Here is a 16854-nt window from a genome sequence, read left to right as displayed (position 1 = left end):
CTACTACGTATTACTAAGACGTAGTAGATAATATCGAGAAGGATCTGGATCGCGTCAAGCCCCGAAAGGACGGACGACATGGAGAAACGCCCGACGAGCCATGACGTCGCGCATCGCGCCGGGGTGTCGCAGTCGACCGTCTCGTTCGTGTTCACGGGGCGATCGGGCATCTCCGAGGCCACCCGCGAGAAGGTCTTGCGAGCAGCATCCGAACTCCACTACCGCCCGAACCTCGCCGCCCGTTCGATGCGGACGCAGCGCACCGGCCGCCTCGCGGTCGTGGTGCCGATCGCGACCATGAACCCGCTGACCCTGCTGTCGGGCGCGATCACCGCCGCTCGCGACGAGGGGTACGTGGTCGAAGTGGTGAGCCTGCCGGAAGATCCGGCAGCCCTCGGAGAACGGCTGGCCGAGGTCGTGGGGTCGGGGCAGTACGAGGGCGTGCTCGCCTTCACGCCGCTCCCCGCGGTCGACAGCAGTGGGGGGCCGGTCGTGCTCTCCGTCGGCGAGTTCGACGACGCGATGCACATGACCGGCGCGTTCACCGACGCGCGCCCGATCACCGAGATGATCGAGCACCTCGTCGCGCGGGGGCACCGTCGCTTCATCCACCTGGCGGGCGCCGAGGACTTCCCCTCCGCGCGAGCGCGTCGCGAGGCGTATCTCGCGACCATCGAGCGGCTCGGGCTCGAGTCGCTCGGCGTGACCGAGGGCGATTGGAGCGGAGCGGCCGGCGAAGCCGCGATCGCCGCTCTCCCCCAGGATGCTCCTCCGCTCGCCGTCATCGCGGCGAACGATCTGATCGCCACCGGCGCGATCCGAGCCGCGACCCGACGGGGATGGAAGCTGCCTGACGAGGTCGCCGTCACGGGCTGGGACGATCATCATCAGAGCGCTTTTCTCGTGCCGTCGCTGACGAGCGTGGCGCAGGACAGGGAGCGCCTCGGCGCCTACTCGATGCACCGGCTCATCGCGGCCGTGCGGGGCGGCGATGAGCCTCTGCGGCCCGACGATCTGCTCACCGTCGTGTGGCGCGAGTCGACCGAGCCGCCGCAGTGACAGCATGGAGGCGGAGGTACGAATGAAGATCCTGATCCCGAACACCATCGACCTGCCGGTGACGGCCGATGTCGACGTCGTCGTCTATGACATCGACGCCGACATCCCTGCCGAGCACCGCGACGCCGAAGTGCTGGTCGTGTGGCACAACTCCTCGTCGAGGCTGCAGGATGCTGCGCGCGTGCTCCCCCGACTCCGTCTCGTGCAGGCGCTCGCCGCGGGCGCCGATGTGGTGCTGAACGCCGGCTTCGCCGACGATGTGCGCATCTGCTCGGGCCGGTCGCTGCACGACGGTCCGGTCGCCGAGCACGCGCTCGCTCTCATCCTCGGCGCGGTGCGTCGCCTCGATCGACTGCGAGACGCGCAGCTCGAGCGCCGGTGGGACCACGACTTCAACGACGTGCAGAGCGCGCCCGACTCGAAGCGTGCGTACACGCTCACCGGCGCTCGGGTGACGATCTGGGGCTTCGGGTCGATCGCGTCGACCCTCGCGCCCCTGCTCACCGCGCTCGGCGCCGACGTGCAGGGCATCGCACGCACGGCGGGGACCCGATCGGGCTATCCCGTGCACGCGGATGCCGACGCGACGAGCGTGCTCGCCGACACCGACGTGCTGGTGTCGATCCTTCCCGCGACCGATGCGACGACCGACCTGTTCGATTCCGCGGTCTTCGACGCGGTGAAGCCCGGCGCCGTGTTCGTGAACGTCGGCCGCGGCGCGACCGTCGACGAGGAATCGCTGATCGGCGCGCTCGAGTCGGGCCGGCTGCGCGCCGCCGCGATCGATGTCACGAAGGCAGAGCCGCTGCCGGCATCCGACCCGCTCTGGGATGCGCCGAACCTTCTGATCACGCCGCACGTCGCCGGGAACAGACCGGCCGGCGCCGCGCGTCTGATCGACGAGAACCTGGCGCGACTGGCCGCCGACGACGAACTCGTGAATCAGGTACGCCCGTAGGGTCTGGACACCCCGTCGCGACCGGCGCATGCTGAGGGCATGACCGCCTTCCAGACCACACACGCGTTCAGCGGGTTCAGCGTCGACGACATCGACTCCGCCCGCTCCTTCTACGCCGACACCCTCGGCATGGACGTCACCACCAACGCCATGGGCTTCCTCGACATCCGCCTGCCCGACGGCGGGTCGATTCTCGTCTACGCCAAGCCGAACCATGAGCCCGCGAGCTTCACGATCCTCAACTTCCCGGTGGACGACATCGACGCCGCCGTCGGTGAGCTGAACAGCCGCGGCGTCGTCACGAAGATCTACGACGACAGCGAGTTCGCCACCGACGACAAGGGCATCCTGCGCGGCGGCCCTGATCGCGGGCCAGACATCGCGTGGTTCCGCGACCCCGCCGGCAACGTGCTCGCGGTGATGTCCGCCGCCTGAGCCGCCGGGCGGCTTGCGAGACCGGCGTCCCCACACGAAACCCACGCGCACGACGTAGGTCTCGTGAACCGGACGGGGTCTCGCATCAAACCCCGTCGGCGCAGCAACGAGACCGGCGTCCCCACACGAAACCCACGCGCACGACGTAGGTCTCGTGCATCGGCCGAGGTCTCGCACGACGGCCCCGTGGTCGCGCGAGACCGGGCACATGGTGCGCGCTCGACCACCGGCGCCGTGGCAGACGTCAGGCGAGAAGGCGATCGAACAGGGCGTTCATGGCGGGGTCGACCCGCTGCAGCTCGGGGTTCGCATCGTGCCACTCGATGATCTCCCGCGCCGCGGTGTGCAGGGGCATCACCGGCGCGAAGTCCGGCACGATGCGGCGGATCTTCGTGTTGTCGAAGACCACCGAGTGCGCCATGTCTCCGCGCAGCTGCCCCGCGCGCTCGGGCGCGGCCGCCTCGATCGCGGCACTCGTGGCATACCGGATCTTCGGCTCCGCGCCCGCGGCCCGCCCGAGGATCGAGTAGATCTCGTTCCAGGTGTAGACGAAGTCGCTCGTGATCTGGAAGGTGTCGCCGTAGGCCAGCGGGTTGCCGAGCAGGCCCGCGAAACCCACTGCGAAGTCGCTCGAGTGGGTCAGGGTCCACAGCGAGGTGCCGTCGCCATGGACGATGATCTCCTCACCTCGGCGGATGCGGTCGATCGCCGTCCACCCCCCGAAAGCGGGGATCGTCCACTTGTCGTAGGTGTGCGACGGCCGCAGCACGGTCACCGGAAAGGCGCGGTCGCGATACGCGGCGGTGAGGAGGTCTTCGCACGCGATCTTGTCGCGCGAGTATTGCCAGTACGGGTTGCGCAGCGGAGTGGACTCCGTGATCGGCAGGCGCGCGACCGGCTTCTGATAGGCGGATGCCGAGCTGATGAACACGTACTGCCCCGTGCGCCCCTCGAAGCGGTCGATGTCGCGCTGCACCTGCTCGGGCGTGAACGCGATCATGTCGGCGACCACGTCGAACTCGCGACCGCCGAGGGCCGCATCGACCGCATCGGCATCCGACACGTCTGCCGTGAGCACCTCGACGCCCTCGGCGGGGGCCCGCCGTGACTGCCCTCGATTCAGGAGGGTGACCTCCATGCCCCGAGATGCGGCGAGCGCGCTCGCCGCAGAGGAGATGATCCCCGTTCCACCGATGAACAACACCGTCGTCGCAGTCATGCCCTCGACTCTACCGAGGGCACCACACCGCGGGCGCGGCGTACCCGTCTCAGGGCGCGGTTTCCCTGCGCGGAGCCTCGGACTAGGCGAGATTCTCGAACAGCGTGCGCACGGCCTTCTCGGTGGCGTCGGGGTCGCCCGCGCGCAGGCCCCGGGCCACGTCGCCCGCACCCCACGACGGCGTCGGACCGGATTCGTCGGCGGCGACCTCGGAGGACTGCAGCGCGCACTGGGCCAGGATCGTGGTCTCGATGAGGTGCATGGCCTGTCGAGGGTGGTCGATGAGGTCGGCCACCGCAGAGAGGAACTCGACCACCGCGCGATTGCGACCCGCCCGCCCCTCGGCCGCGTCGATCGCTTCGACGCAGCCCTCGAGGTGAGCGAGCGCACCCTCGGTCGCCGTGGACATGGTCGTCCTGAGCGCTACGCCGACGAGCATCCCCGCATAGCCGATGGCGGCGCGGGCCCGGGTGGCGGTGAAGTCCGCCACCTTCGTGTAGCGGGCGGGTGTCACCTCGACGAGACCGATGTCTCGCAGCCGGATGATCGCTTCGCGGATCGGGTTGAGCGACATGTGCAGCTCGTCGGCGAATCGCGCGGTGTTCAGTCTCTCGCCGGGCTGGTACTCGCCGCTGAGGATGGCCGCGAGGATGTGGTGGAAGGCCAGTTCGGGCAGCGGGAGTGAGCTGCGATGAATCCGCTGGTGCGCGCGGGGCTCCGCCTGGGCGATGGTCATCGGTACTCCTCGTTCAGTTCCCGAGGCACCCGATCATCGATGCCTCCACTGAACAGACGCGCCGCCACCCGAACTATGACGCGGCGCGCGAAGAAAGGTCAGACGACCGCCGCGCCGGGGCTCGCCCCGAACTCCTCGAGGGCGGCGATGACGTCGACCGAGAGCACGACCTGACTCGCGGCGACGGCATCGTCGACCTGGCCCGTGCGCGAGGCGCCGATGATCGCCGAGGTCACGACGGAGTCGCGCAGCACCCAGGCGATGGCGAGCTGCGGGATCGAGAGACCGGCTTCCTTGGCGACGCGGTCGATGCCGCGGATGCGCTCGAGGTAGCTGTCGGTGAGCGCGGACCCGTTGAGGAAGTGACTGTTCGCCGCGCGGGAGTCGGCCGGGACGTCGCCGTCGATGTACTTCCCGGTGAGCAGGCCCTGAGCCAGCGGCGAGAACACGGCGCTTCCGACTTCGAGCTCGCGCAGCGCGGGGAACAGCTCGGCCTCGGGAGTGCGATCGAACAGCGAGTAGCGGGGCTGATGCAGCAGAAGCGTGACGCCCTGAGCGGCGAGCAGCTCGTAGGCGCGACGCGCGAGCTCGGCAGGATAGTTCGAGATGCCCACATACAGCGCCTTGCCGCTGCGCACGATGTCGGCGAGCGCCGTCACCGTCTCCTCCAGCGGGGTCTCGGGGTCGGGGCGGTGCGAGTAGAACACGTCGACGTAGTCGGTGTTCATGCGTCGCAGACTCTGCTCGAGCGAACGTGTGAGGTACTTGCGCGATCCGCCGTCGCCGAACGGACCGGGCCACATGTCGTAGCCCGCCTTGGTCGTGACGAACAGCTCATCGCGGTACCGGGCGAGGCCGCTGTCGAGCACCGCGCCGAAGGTCGACTCGGCGGAACCGTAGGGCGGGCCGTAGTTGTTGGCGAGGTCGATGTGCACGACACCGCGGTCGAACGCGTGCAGCACGATCTCGCGCTGACTGTCGAACGAGCGATCGCGACCGAAGTTCTGCCAGAGCCCCAACGACACCTTGGGCAGCTGCACGCCGCTGGCGCCCGCGCGCTGGAACGGCACATCGCTGTAGCGCGTGGAAGCGGCCTCATAGGGGGTGGTCAGGCGGGGGTCATCAGCGGCGATGGGCATGAGGGATGCTCCTATGCGGGGAGGGGAAGGCTCTCAGGATAGCGCTTTCTCTTGCGCGACGAGCCCTGACCCGCACAGCGGATCCGGGCTCGCCTCACACGCCACGAACGCTACTTGATCGATCCGCGCATCACACCGGAGATGACCCAGCGCTGAGAGAAGATGTACACGATGATCAGGGGCGCCATCGCCATCAGGTACGACGCGAACGCCACGGTGTAGTCGGTGTTGTACTGCCCCTGGAACACGTACTGCGCGAGCGACAGCGTCCGATCCGACGGCGAGGTCAGCACCACGAGCGGCATGATGAAGTCGTTCCAGGCCCACACGCACGTCAGGATGCCGACCGTGGCGTTCATCGGCATGAGCAGCGGGAAGATGATCTGCCGGAACACCCGGAAGGTCGAGGCTCCGTCCATCCGCGCCGCTTCTTCGAGCTCGATCGGGATCGAACGGATGAAGGCCGTGTAGATGAAGATGTTCAGGCTCAGACCGTAGATCGTGTAGAGGATGATCATGCCCGCAGGCGTGTCGAGCCCGAGGAGCGCCGTCTGCTTGACGAGCGGCAGCATGATGATCGGGAACGGGATGAAGAGTGCTGCCAGCAGGTAGTAGAACACGCCCTTGAAGAACGGCCGGTGCAGGTTGCGTGCGAGGGCGTAGGCCACGAGCGAGCTGGTCAGCAGGGTGAAGACGACCGAACCCACCGTGATGATCGCCGTGTTGAGCAGCGCTTGCGGGAAATCGGTGCGCTCCCACGCGACGGCGAAGTTGCCCCAATTGATCGGCCAGGGGAGCTCGAACCCGGTGCCCGAGGCGAGCTGGTCGGGTGTCTTCAGTGCGACGGCGACCGCGAGATACAGCGGCACGATCACGGTGAGCGAGCACACCGCGATGAGCGCGGTGGCCCACCAGTTGGTGCGTCGGGTGTCGGAGTCATCGCCGCTCCTGCTCGCGCCGAGGCGGCGCTTGCGGGGTACGACGAGCGCGCGGGTGGCCGGCGCCTCTTCGATCGGTGTGGTGACGGAGCTGGACATCAGAAGTCGGCCTCTCTGCGCTGAAGGACCCGGAATTGGAGGAGCGAGACGATCGTGATCACGATGAAGAAGATCACGGCGTTGGCGGTCTGGTAGGCGAACTCGCCACCCGAGAAACCACCGCGGAAGATGAGCATCGTCACGGATTCGGTGCTGGTGCCTGGCCCGCCGTTGGTGAGGGCGATGATCGGGTCGAACACCTGCAGGAACCCCTTCAGGCTCAGCACCACGTTGATCGTGAAGAAGGCGCTGATGAGCGGGAAGGTGATGGAGCGGAACTGCCGGGCGGCGGTGGCTCCGTCGATCGACGCGGCCTCGTAGATGTCTGCGGGGATGGTCTGGAGACCGGCGAGATAGATGATGATCGAGAACGCACAGGCCTGCCAGACCGCCAGCGCCACGACAGCCGTCCACGCCCATTCGGGACTCGTCAGGATGTTGTCTCGGAACAGCGGGATGCCGGAGAGGATCTTCGGCAGCGAGTTCGAGAACAGGAACTGGAAGACGTAGCCGACCACCAGCACTGCGAGGATGTAGGGCACGAAGTAGACGCCGCGCCAGAAGTTGCGCGCCTTGATCTTCGCGTTGAGTCCCATCGCGATCGCCAGCGAGATCGCATTGGTGATCACCGTGGCGACGATCGCGAACAGGAACGAGAATCCGTAGGCCCTGAGCACCCGGTCGTCGCGGAAGATGTTGACGTAGTTGGCGATGCCCACGAAGTCCCACGTGCCGTATCCGGCGTAGTTCGTGAAGCTGAAGAAGATGCCGATGATCACCGGCAGGGTGTGGAACAGCGCGAAGGCGATGACCGCCGGCCAGACGAACCAGTAGAACGCGCGGGGTGCGAGCTTCCTGCGCTGACGCGACGGCGCCGCGTCGCCCGCCGCCTGTTCCGTCTTCACGGTGGATGTCGTGAGAATGGCCATCTCAGTCCTCCTCGGGGGTGATCGTGCGGGCGGCGACCTTGCGCCACTCGTTGTCGAGGGTGCGAAGAGCGGCATCCGCGTCTTCGTCGTAGAGGAACTGCTGCACGACGCCGACGAGCGGGATCGCAGCGGGGACCTGATGATCGATGAATCCGGTGATCTGTCCGTCGTCGAAGTACGGGGCGATCGACTGCAGTGCCGGGTCGTCGCTCAGCTCGGCATCGATGACCGACGGGACCATGGTCTGCGAGGCGGCGAAGCGCTCGATGATCTCGGGCTGGAAGAGGAACTCGATGAAGCGCAGGGCCTCCGCGCGGTGAGGGGTGTCGCGGGCCATCGTGACGGCGACGTCGACTCCCGACACCAGCATGCGATCGGCGGGATCCTCGGGCACCGGGTACGGGAAGATCGCCGCGTCGATGTCGGGGTTGACGGCCTTGACCGGGCTGAGCGCCCAGATGCCCTGGAGCATCATGGCTGCGCCGCCCTGCGCGAACAGCGAGGTGCTGTCGTCGTAGGAGGCTCCGCGATACCCTTCCTGCGAGTACTGGAACAGCTGGGCCTGACGCTCCATCGCCTCGGGGAAGTCGCTCTCGAACGACACGGGCGAATCCGGTCCGACCGAGTCCCCCTCAGCGCGCATCTCGTCGAAGAATCCATCCTGGCTGTAATACGCGCCGATGCCGTTCCACGACGGCATCGCAGTCCAGTTCTCGGCGAGCGACGTCGAGAACGGGGTGATCCCCCGGTCGACGAGCGTGTCGCAGAGGGCGATAAGCTCGTCCCACGTCTCGGGCACCTCGAGCCCCTGCTCCTCGAAGATCTCGCGGTTGTAGATGATGCCGTTGGCGTTGTTCACATAGCCGAGGCTGTTCACCTCCCCGTCGGCGTTGCCGAGCTGCGCGAGGATCTCCTGCACGCCGGGATTGATCGCGTCGAGCACCGGCTCGTCGGAGAAGTCGTAGAAGACCCCGGCTTCGGCGAGGTCGCCGAAGTTCCCGTTGCCGTTCAGGGTGATCACGTCAGGGGTGCGGTCTTTGACGAGGAGAGTGCGGATCAGCGTCTCCGAGTCGGCGACCTGGTTCTGCACCACACGGATGTCGGGGTTCTCGGCCTCGAACTCGGCGATGATCTGGTCGAAGTCCTCGAGCGCCTCCCCCTTGAACTGGAAGAAGTCCAGGGTCGTGACCTCGGAGTCCGCGCTCGATGCGCACCCTCCCAGAGCTCCGGCGAGAGCGACCACGGCGACAGCCGCGGCGACCCCTCGGAGCGGATGGATGATCTTCATGTGCTGCGCCTCCTTGCGCGAGAGTGAACCGGTCGAGACCGGCCAGGGTCAGTTATGGGTGGTGATCTCGACCACGGTCGCGCGACCGGGGTACTGGACGGGGGGACGGATGCCGGCCACGGCGAGCTGGCGCCCGGTGACGACGACGCCCTGCTGCGCCCAGAGCAGCTCGGACTGTCCTGCGTCGGGGCGCGCTCCGGCGGGAGCGACGACCGAGACGCGGTAGGCGCGGTTCGGGTCGAGACCCGGGAACCGCACGCGGCCGGCGGGATACGCGACCGAGGTCGCCTCCTGCGTGATCGTGAAGACGGCCTCCGACGCGTCGGCGGCCACGACCCCGCGCACATCGATGCCGTCATCCGTGCCGTCGACATGCACGACGTGCCCCGTGGCCACGAGCGGACGGATGCGCTTGGCGTAGGCGACCCAGGCGGCGATGCGCGTGCGGTCGTCGGCGTCGGCGACCGATATGTCGCGTTCGATGCCGAAGTGTCCGAGAAGGGCGATCGAGGCGCTGAGATCGAGGTCGGTGACGCGACCGGTGGAGTGCACGGTCTCGCTCGTGATGTGCGCCCCCATGAGCTCGGGCGGCAGCAGCAGACCAGTGTAGCGCTGGATCGAGAGGCGCTCGAGCGGGTCGAGACAGTCGCTCGTCCAGATGCGATCCGTGCGCTCGAGGATGCCGAGGTCGACGCGCGCGCCCCCGGATGCGCAGCTCTCGATCTCGAGTCCGGGGTGCTGGGCCTTGAGCTCGTCGAACAGGCGGTAGGCGGCGAGCGTGTGCTCGTGCACGAGCGCGCCGGAGCCCGGTCCGCGTCCGGCATCGACGAGGTCGCGGTTGTGATCCCACTTGAGGTAGGCGATCGGGTACTCGTCGAGCAGCGCGTGCAGGCGGGCGGCGATGTACGCGTACGCGTCGGGGTGCGCGAGGTTCAGCACCTGCTGCTGCCGTGCCGACGGCGGCAGCTCGACGCGCGAGCGCAGGATCCAGTCCGGATGCTGTCGCGCGATGTCGCTGTCGGGGTTGACCATCTCGGGCTCGACCCAGAGGCCGAACTCCATGCCGCGCGCCCGCACGTGGTCGACGAGCGGGTGCAGCCCCTCGGGCCAGACGGTCTCGTCGACATGCCAGTCGCCGAGGCCCGAGGTGTCGTCGCGGCGCCCGCGGAACCAGCCGTCGTCGAGCACGAAGCGCTCGATCCCGACCTCCGACGCGGCGTCCGCGAGGTCGGTCAGGCGGGTGAGGTCGTGGTCGAAGTACACCGCCTCCCACGTGTTGAGAGTGACGGGGCGCGGTCGCTGCGGATGCTGCGGGCGGGCCCGCAGCTCGTCGTGGAACCGCCAGGAGAGCTGATTGAGGCCGTCTCCCCAGGAACCGATGATCCAGGGTGTCGTCAGAGTCGAGCCGGGCTCGATCGTGATCTCGCCCGAGCCGTAGAGCTCTCCGCCGGCGAGGAACGCCTCCCCCGTGACCATGCGCTCGGCCAGCAGGGTGTGGTTGCCGCTCCAGGCGACATGGATGCCGTGCACGCGCCCGGTCTCGAACCCGAACCCCGGGCGTCCGGCGCAGAGCAGCAGGGTCGCATCGGCGCCCGGGCGTCCGCGCCGGCTGTCGCGGCTGTAGCTGCCGAACGTGAAGTCGTGACGCTGCGGCGAGCGCTCGCGCAGATGACGCCCGGTCGTGTCGAGGATCTCGGTCGCATCCCACGGGAGTGGGAAGGCCGCGGTGAGCCGCTGCACCGTGTACGGGCTCGTGCCGCTGTTTCGCAGGGTGATCCGCTGGTGGAACAGACCGCCCGCTCCGACCCGCAGCTCGAGCGTCGCAGCAAGGCGCTCTTCGTCGTCGGTCAGCGAGATGCGCGCGGAATCGGTCGTGGCGTCGACGCCCGAGACCGCCCAGCGGATGCTCACGCCGTTGCCGGCGCGGTGGCCCTCGATCCCGGGAGTTCCGAGCCACCCGTGGGCCGGGGTCGGGAGGACCGAGAGCACCGGCGTGAGGTCGAGACCGCCGGAGACGCGCTGCGGCGTGGCGGCCACCGCGAGGCCGTGCAGGGTCTGCGGATCGGCATCGCCCAGGTCCTCGCCCCAGTGCACGATCGACGGCGGCGAGACCATCGACATCACGACGCTGGTTCCTCCGGCACGCAGGTGGAGGACGTCGGCATCGCGGACGTCCCGGGCGGCCGACGGTTCGAGGATCACGTCATTGGAATGCATGGATTGTTTCTATCACGAAACTAATTATCGGGTCAACAGCATCCGACGGCCGCATCCGCCCTGCCATATATGCCATGATGAAAGAAACAAGGGGGTTCCCGTGCTATCCGAGAGCGAGGCAGCGGTCGCGAAGACCGTGCTGATCCACGGCCCGATCTCTCGCACCGCCTTGGCCACCCGCCTCGGGCTCTCGCCGGCGAGTCTCACCCGCCTGACACGGCCTTTCGTCGACCGCGGCATCCTGATCGAACTCGACGACGTCGCCGAGGGCGTCGGAAGACCGTCCCGGCCGCTGGAGATCTCCTCCGATCTCGGCAGCTTCGTCGGCGTGAAGATCACGGGCGAGCATGTGTACGCCGTGCTGACCGACGTCCGCGCCCGTCTGATCGGCGAGCACATCGTCGCACTCGAGTCGCACGAGCCCGACGCCGTGCTCGACGCGGTGGCTACCGCCGTCGAGCGAGTCTCGGCATCGAACCCCTCGCCTGTGGGCATCGGCGTGAGCCTCGGTGGAATCACCGACGGCACAACCGTGGAGTGGGCATCCTTCCTCGAGTGGACCGATGTGCCGTTCGGTGCCACGCTCGCGCAGGCGACCGGCCTCCCCGTGCGTGTCGAGAACGACTTGATAGCGCTCACCGAGGCCGAGCGCTGGTTCGGCGCAGGCAGAGGCCTCGACGGGTTCGCCGTGATCACCATCGGCGCGGGCGTCGGATACGGCGTCGTCGCGGGCGGCGCGGTCGTGCGTACGCCCGATGCCGGGATCGGCCTCGGTGGCCACATCCCGCTCGACCCGCACGGCCCCATCTGCCAGGAGGGGCACCGCGGATGCTCTCAGGCGATGTTGACCTCCGGGTCCATCGCCGCCCAGGCCACGATGGCGCTCGGCCGACCGCTCACCTACGACGCCGCCCTCGATCTCGCGGAGTCGGGCGACCCAGCGGCATCCGCCATCGTGCACGACAGCGCCCGCGCCCTCGGTCGGCTCATCGCCCTTTCGGCGAACCTCACCCTCTACTCCGACATCGTGCTCGCGGGTGAGGGGATGCGCCTCTTCGACGTCGCCGAGGAGACCGTGCGCAACACCGTGCGCGAGTCGCGCGACCCCCGCGCCTCGGAGGTTCGTCTGCACATCGACGACAGCGGATTCACGGGCTGGGCGCGGGGCGCAGCGGCCGTCGCCATTCAGGATGCGTTCGTCAGACTCGACTGATCACCCGAGGCCACTTGCCGCCCGACCGCCCTCTGTCAAGGTCGCCGGCGAAGTCGGACGGGCCGGGTAGCGTGGGCGGAGCCGGCCATCGCCGCATCCATCCGCGCTGTGCGCGGGATACGAGAAGAGGTCCAAGATGGACGGGACCACACCGTCGAAGCATCCCGGCACGTCGAACTCCATCGTCGTGACCGGCGCCCGCGTGCACAATCTCCGCGATGTCGACGTCGCGATCCCCCGCGATTCCCTCGTCGCCTTCACCGGAGTCTCGGGCTCGGGCAAGAGCTCGCTGGCCTTCGGAACCCTCTACGCCGAGGCGCAGCGTCGGTACTTCGAGTCGGTGGCGCCCTATGCCCGGCGCCTGATGAGCCAGGTCGACATCCCCGACGTCGACGCCATCGAGGGCCTGCCTCCGGCGGTCGCCCTCCCCCAGCAGCGCACTGCGGGCAGTGCTCGGTCGACCGTGGGCAGTGCCACGTCGATCGGCAACGTCGTGCGGATGCTGTTCTCTCGCGTCGGCACGTACCCGCCCGGGGCGGAGCCGCTGTTCGCGGAGGACTTCTCCGCGAACACCGTGCAGGGAGCCTGCCCGCGGTGCCACGGAATCGGGCAGGTGTATGACGTGCCGCTGCACCTCATGGTGCCCGACGAGTCGCTGACGATCCGCGACCGTGCTCTGGACGCCTGGCCGAGGGCGTGGCACGGCAAGCAGCTCATCGACAGCCTGATCTCGCTCGGCTACGACATCGACATCCCCTGGCGTGATCTCCCCGAGGACCAGCGGGACTGGGTGCTGTACACCGAGGAGTCCCCGCAGGTTCCGGTGTTCACCGACCGAGGTCCCGCTGCGGTGCGCAAGGCGGTCGCCGCCGGCATCGAACCGTCGTACATGAGCACCTTCGTCGGTGTACGGCAGTACGTGCTCAACACCTTCGCCAACTCGAAGAGCGCGAAGATGCGCGAGAAGGCGGCCGGTTACATGGTCAGCGTCCGCTGCCCGCTGTGCGACGGTCGTCGTCTCAAGCCCGAGGCGCTCGCCGTGACGTTCGCCGGTCTCGACATCACCGAGATGGCCGCGCTCCCCCTCGCCGACCTCGCGGCGCTCCTCGAGAGCGAACTCGATCGACTCGAAAGCGGGAGCTCCGACCACTCCGGCGGTGCGCTCGCCCCCGAGAAGCGTCTCGCGGCGCACCGACTGGTGAACGAGCTGCACGACAGGGTCTCCCCCATCATCGAACTCGGTCTGGGCTACCTCTCACTGGACCGGTCGACGCCCACCCTCTCGTCGGGCGAGCTTCAGCGCATGCGGCTCGCCACCCAGGTGCTCTCGCAGCTCTTCGGCGTCATGTTCGTGCTCGACGAGCCATCCGCCGGCCTCCACCCCGCCGACGGCGAAGCGCTCGTGCGCATCCTCCGCTCGCTCCGAGACTCGGGCAACACGGTGTTCTTCGTCGAGCACTCCCTCGACGTGATCCGACATGCGGACTGGATCGTCGACATCGGCCCCGGCGCGGGCTCGACCGGGGGCGAGATCGTCTACTCCGGCCCGATCGACGGGCTTCGCGAAGCGCAGGACTCGCAGACCCGGCGGTACCTCTTCGCCGATGAGCTGCGTGACGCGACGCCGCACGAACCATCGCGCCGCCCCCGCACACCCGATGCCGTGCTCGAACTCGCCGACGTCTCGCGCAATAACCTCCGCAGCGTCTCGGTCTCGATCCCCCTCGGCTGCCTCACGGCCGTCACCGGCGTCTCGGGTTCGGGCAAGTCGTCGCTGGTCACCCAGGCGCTGCCCGATCTGCTGCAGAAGAGCCTCTCCAGCGAGTTGGACAGCGCGACGATCGATGCATCCGCTGACGAGCAGAGCCGCGCGACCGCCGATCCCCTCATGTCCGCCGTGACCACGGAGACGACCGGTCGGGCCTCCGGCCCCGCCGGCCGCGTGAAGCGGGTGGTGCAGGTGAGTCAGAAGCCGATCGGACGCACGTCGCGGTCGAACGTGGCCACCTACACGGGCCTCTTCGACCGGGTACGCGCGCTCTTCGCCGCGACGCCCGAAGCACGCCGCCGGCGGTACGCCGCGAGCAGGTTCTCGTTCAACCTGGCGAGCGGGCGCTGCCCCACCTGCAAGGGCGAAGGCACGGTCGAGGTGGAGCTGCTCTTCCTTCCCACCGTGCATGCCCCGTGCGGCACCTGTGGTGGCACCCGGTACAACCCCGAGACCCTCGAGATCGAATTCGAAGGGCACACGATCGCCGACGTGCTCGCGACCAGCGTGAACGACGCGCGTGCGATCTTCGCGGACGATGCCGAAGTCACCCGGCATCTCGACGCCCTCCTCGACGTCGGTCTCGGATACCTCCCCCTCGGCCAGTCGGCGACGGAGCTTTCGGGCGGCGAGGCACAGCGCGTCAAGCTGGCATCCGAGCTCCGACGTGCTCAGCACGGCGACACCCTCTATCTGCTCGACGAGCCCACCTCGGGACTGCATCCCTCCGACGCCGACCGTCTTCTCGTTCATCTGCAGCACCTCGTGGATGCCGGAAACACCGTCGTGATGGTCGAACACGACATGCGTGTGGTCGCGCAGGCCGACTGGGTGATCGACATGGGTCCCGGCGCCGGAGAGCTCGGTGGCACGGTCGTGGCGGAGGGGACTCCGCGGGCCGTCGCCGCGGCGAGCGGCAGCACGACGGCGCCGTACCTCGCGGCAGCGATCGCGGCGCAGGAGCGCAGAAGCGGTGTCTGACACCGGGTTCGCTAGCCTCGTCTGTATGCGTCGCTCCGTCTCGGTTGTGCCCCTCGCCCTGCTCACCCTCGCGCTCTCGGCCTGCAGTCCGCCGATGGACGACGAGACGAAGTCCGCTCTGAACGGTTCGGCGTGCATGTGGGTCGACACCGTGGCGACCCAGGCCAACATGAGCATGGTCTCCGCGGATCCGACAGCACTGGTGACGGCCGGGGATCACCTCCGCGAGGGGATCTCACTGCCCGAGGGCGACCTCGAGAACGCGATCGCGGCCGCGGGAGACGCGGCGCCCGAACTCGAGGCGAAGACGGTCATCCTTCCCGAGGACCTGGACTCGTTCAACGAGCATCTCGACACGATCGCATCGATCTGCGCCGATCTCGGTCATGACGACGTGGACACCCGCGTGAAGTATCCCGATTCCGAGACCACCGTCGAGGTTCTCGACGGGTCCTACGGCGGATAGTCACACACCCGAGAAAGTTCGATCCGATCGGGGGTTCATACTGCGGAGACGAGGGGATTTGAACCCCTGGTCCCCGTGAGGGGACTCCACCTTAGCAGGGTGGTGCACTCGGCCGGACTATGCGACGTCTCCAGGCATCCGCTCCGTGAAGACCGGATGCACCCTGCAATCATAACGGGTTCGAGCGGGAGTCACGAATCGCCCTACCGATCGGTGAGTGCGGACTGCGCAGCGGCCTGAGACGAAAGGCGGCGAGTTCCGCGGAACGGCTCGCGACGTTTCGTCTCAGTCGACTCCGTCGTCTTCGCTCAACGAACGAGAGGCGGGTCCGGGGTCCGTCGCTCAACGGACGAAGCGCGGATCCGTCGTCTTCGCTCAACGACCGGGAGGCGGGTTCGCAGACGCGCTGGACTCGCGCACCACGAGCTCGGGCTGGAATCGCACGCGGCGATCGTGTTCGACGCCATCGAGCTCCTTGAGCAGCAGGTCGACCCCGGTCCAGCCGAGCAGCCTGGCCGGCTGGCGCACCGAACTCAGCGGCACGACGGTGGCCGAAGCGAAGTCGATGTCGTCGTAACCGACCATCGCGATGTCATCCGGCACCCGGATCGCGGAACCGAAGCTGAACGCCTGCAGGAGTCCGACGGCCAGCAGATCGTTCGCGGCGAACACGGCATCCGGCCTCGAATCCGCGGCACGCGCGGCGATGAGTTCGCCGGCTGCTCGGCCCTGCAGCACCGTGAGGGCGGACTGCTCGAAGATCTCCAGAGCGGCGTCGGGGTGAGCGGCCACCGCCGCCTGCACACCCCTCAGACGATCGGCGACCTGCTGCACCGACTGCGGTCCACCGATGAACGCCAGCCGCCGGCGACCCCCCGACAGCAGATGCTCGGCGGCCAGACGCCCGCCCTCGACGTCGTCGACCGAGACCGAGGGCAGCAGCCCCTTCTCCACCTCGCGGTCGACGAGGATCACCGGCATGCCGCCCGTCGCGAAGCGGTGCACGGCGGAGAGATCATCGGAAGCGGGCGTCAGCAGCACGCCGTTGACCCGCTGCTCCTGAAAGAGTTCGAGATGCGCGAGCTGCCGCTCGTCACGCTCGTCGCTGTTGCCGAGAAGCACGGTCATGCCGGCATCCGCTGCACGGTCCTCCGCGCCACGCACGACCTCCGCGAAGAACGGGTTGCCGATGTCGGGCACGACGAGTCCGATGCTGCGACTGCGCCCGGCTCGCAGCTGTCTGGCCGCGTCGTTGCGCACGAAACCGAGCTCCTGGATGACGCGCTGCACCTTCTCGACAGTGCGCGCCGACACCCGCTCCGGCTGATTCAGCACGTTCGAGACGGTGCCGACCGAGACGCCGGCGGCAGCAGCGACGTCTTTCACCCCTACAGCCATGGCGTGCCTCC

14 protein-coding genes and 1 tRNA gene are annotated in these 16854 nt (G+C 68.2%); 6 read left to right on the top strand and 9 right to left on the bottom strand.

The window, feature by feature from the left end; translation table 11 throughout:
* Positions 1–78 precede the first annotated feature (78 nt).
* From AC3WS6_RS05450 to AC3WS6_RS05440, 3 genes are read left to right on the top strand one after another with little or no spacing between them, the layout of a single operon-like run.
* On the top strand, positions 79–1059 hold the full coding sequence (locus AC3WS6_RS05450; RefSeq protein WP_492500048.1) for a LacI family DNA-binding transcriptional regulator: 981 nt from the start codon (positions 79–81) through the stop codon (positions 1057–1059).
* Between the two features lie 22 nt (positions 1060–1081).
* Entirely contained in the window at positions 1082–2017 is a 936-nt protein-coding gene (locus AC3WS6_RS05445; protein ID WP_492500047.1) for an NAD(P)-dependent oxidoreductase, read from the top strand.
* A gap of 39 nt (positions 2018–2056) precedes the next feature.
* Positions 2057–2452, top strand: a complete 396-nt coding sequence (locus AC3WS6_RS05440) for a VOC family protein (RefSeq protein WP_492500046.1) — start codon at positions 2057–2059, stop codon at positions 2450–2452.
* A 244-nt stretch (positions 2453–2696) separates the two neighbouring features.
* Here the strand turns inward: AC3WS6_RS05440 and AC3WS6_RS05435 are convergent, their stop codons facing one another.
* The 7 genes from AC3WS6_RS05435 to AC3WS6_RS05405 form a co-directional block, all read right to left on the bottom strand.
* Positions 2697–3671: an NAD-dependent epimerase/dehydratase family protein gene (locus AC3WS6_RS05435; protein WP_492500045.1), complete on the bottom strand. Its 975-nt coding sequence runs from the start codon at positions 3669–3671 to the stop codon at positions 2697–2699.
* Positions 3672–3753: 82 nt separating this feature from the next.
* Positions 3754–4407 carry a GntR family transcriptional regulator gene (locus AC3WS6_RS05430; protein WP_492500044.1) on the bottom strand — a complete coding sequence of 218 codons (654 nt, stop codon included), beginning with the start codon at positions 4405–4407 and terminating at the stop codon, positions 3754–3756.
* A gap of 98 nt (positions 4408–4505) precedes the next feature.
* The gene (locus tag AC3WS6_RS05425; protein ID WP_492500043.1) at positions 4506–5546 is read right to left on the bottom strand and encodes an aldo/keto reductase; all 1041 of its coding nucleotides are present in this window, start codon (positions 5544–5546) and stop codon (positions 4506–4508) included.
* Positions 5547–5656: 110 nt separating this feature from the next.
* Positions 5657–6583, bottom strand: coding sequence for a carbohydrate ABC transporter permease (locus tag AC3WS6_RS05420; RefSeq protein WP_492500042.1), 927 nt, complete (start codon positions 6581–6583; stop codon positions 5657–5659).
* A complete protein-coding gene (locus tag AC3WS6_RS05415) occupies positions 6583–7512 on the bottom strand; it encodes a carbohydrate ABC transporter permease (protein ID WP_492500041.1) in 930 nt (309 codons plus the stop codon). Before AC3WS6_RS05415 ends, AC3WS6_RS05420 begins: the two co-directional genes overlap by 1 nt.
* A gap of 1 nt (position 7513) precedes the next feature.
* Entirely contained in the window at positions 7514–8800 is a 1287-nt protein-coding gene (locus AC3WS6_RS05410) for an ABC transporter substrate-binding protein (RefSeq protein WP_492500040.1), read from the bottom strand.
* A gap of 48 nt (positions 8801–8848) precedes the next feature.
* Positions 8849–11017, bottom strand: coding sequence for an alpha-galactosidase (locus AC3WS6_RS05405; protein WP_492500039.1), 2169 nt, complete (start codon positions 11015–11017; stop codon positions 8849–8851).
* Positions 11018–11117: 100 nt separating this feature from the next.
* Between AC3WS6_RS05405 and AC3WS6_RS05400 the strand changes: the two genes are divergently transcribed.
* From AC3WS6_RS05400 to AC3WS6_RS05390, 3 genes are all read left to right on the top strand, one after another.
* On the top strand, positions 11118–12230 hold the full coding sequence (locus AC3WS6_RS05400; protein WP_492500038.1) for an ROK family protein: 1113 nt from the start codon (positions 11118–11120) through the stop codon (positions 12228–12230).
* Between the two features lie 136 nt (positions 12231–12366).
* Positions 12367–14979 carry an excinuclease ABC subunit UvrA gene (locus tag AC3WS6_RS05395; RefSeq protein WP_492500037.1) on the top strand — a complete coding sequence of 871 codons (2613 nt, stop codon included), beginning with the start codon at positions 12367–12369 and terminating at the stop codon, positions 14977–14979.
* 25 nt (positions 14980–15004) lie between these two features.
* Entirely contained in the window at positions 15005–15445 is a 441-nt protein-coding gene (locus AC3WS6_RS05390; protein WP_492500036.1) for a hypothetical protein, read from the top strand.
* A gap of 43 nt (positions 15446–15488) precedes the next feature.
* On the opposite strand, the gene AC3WS6_RS05385 is transcribed toward AC3WS6_RS05390, so the two are convergent.
* Both AC3WS6_RS05385 and AC3WS6_RS05380 read right to left on the bottom strand, forming a co-directional pair.
* Positions 15489–15577: transfer RNA gene (locus AC3WS6_RS05385), tRNA-Ser, on the bottom strand.
* A gap of 243 nt (positions 15578–15820) precedes the next feature.
* A complete protein-coding gene (locus AC3WS6_RS05380) occupies positions 15821–16843 on the bottom strand; it encodes a LacI family DNA-binding transcriptional regulator (RefSeq protein ID WP_492500035.1) in 1023 nt (340 codons plus the stop codon).
* Positions 16844–16854: the final 11 nt, after the last annotated feature.

The sequence above is a fragment of the Microbacterium sp. EB106-03-03-XG65 genome (genome assembly GCF_058791955.1).
Note: the sequence above shows the minus strand (reverse complement) of the source record. Positions and strands in the feature narration are given on the sequence as shown.

What these genes read in the sequence shown, in the direction of transcription:
- AC3WS6_RS05450 (WP_492500048.1), top strand. Translation starts at nt 79, where the DNA reads ATGGAGAAACGCCCGACGAGCCATGACGTCGCGCATCGCGCCGGGGTG.
- AC3WS6_RS05445 (WP_492500047.1), top strand. Translation starts at nt 1,082, where the DNA reads ATGAAGATCCTGATCCCGAACACCATCGACCTGCCGGTGACGGCCGAT.
- AC3WS6_RS05440 (WP_492500046.1), top strand. Translation starts at nt 2,057, where the DNA reads ATGACCGCCTTCCAGACCACACACGCGTTCAGCGGGTTCAGCGTCGAC.
- AC3WS6_RS05435 (WP_492500045.1), bottom strand. Translation starts at nt 3,671, where the DNA reads ATGACTGCGACGACGGTGTTGTTCATCGGTGGAACGGGGATCATCTCC.
- AC3WS6_RS05430 (WP_492500044.1), bottom strand. Translation starts at nt 4,407, where the DNA reads ATGACCATCGCCCAGGCGGAGCCCCGCGCGCACCAGCGGATTCATCGC.
- AC3WS6_RS05425 (WP_492500043.1), bottom strand. Translation starts at nt 5,546, where the DNA reads ATGCCCATCGCCGCTGATGACCCCCGCCTGACCACCCCCTATGAGGCC.
- AC3WS6_RS05420 (WP_492500042.1), bottom strand. Translation starts at nt 6,583, where the DNA reads ATGTCCAGCTCCGTCACCACACCGATCGAAGAGGCGCCGGCCACCCGC.
- AC3WS6_RS05415 (WP_492500041.1), bottom strand. Translation starts at nt 7,512, where the DNA reads ATGGCCATTCTCACGACATCCACCGTGAAGACGGAACAGGCGGCGGGC.
- AC3WS6_RS05410 (WP_492500040.1), bottom strand. Translation starts at nt 8,800, where the DNA reads ATGAAGATCATCCATCCGCTCCGAGGGGTCGCCGCGGCTGTCGCCGTG.
- AC3WS6_RS05405 (WP_492500039.1), bottom strand. Translation starts at nt 11,017, where the DNA reads ATGCATTCCAATGACGTGATCCTCGAACCGTCGGCCGCCCGGGACGTC.
- AC3WS6_RS05395 (WP_492500037.1), top strand. Translation starts at nt 12,367, where the DNA reads ATGGACGGGACCACACCGTCGAAGCATCCCGGCACGTCGAACTCCATC.
- AC3WS6_RS05390 (WP_492500036.1), top strand. Translation starts at nt 15,005, where the DNA reads ATGCGTCGCTCCGTCTCGGTTGTGCCCCTCGCCCTGCTCACCCTCGCG.
- AC3WS6_RS05380 (WP_492500035.1), bottom strand. Translation starts at nt 16,843, where the DNA reads ATGGCTGTAGGGGTGAAAGACGTCGCTGCTGCCGCCGGCGTCTCGGTC.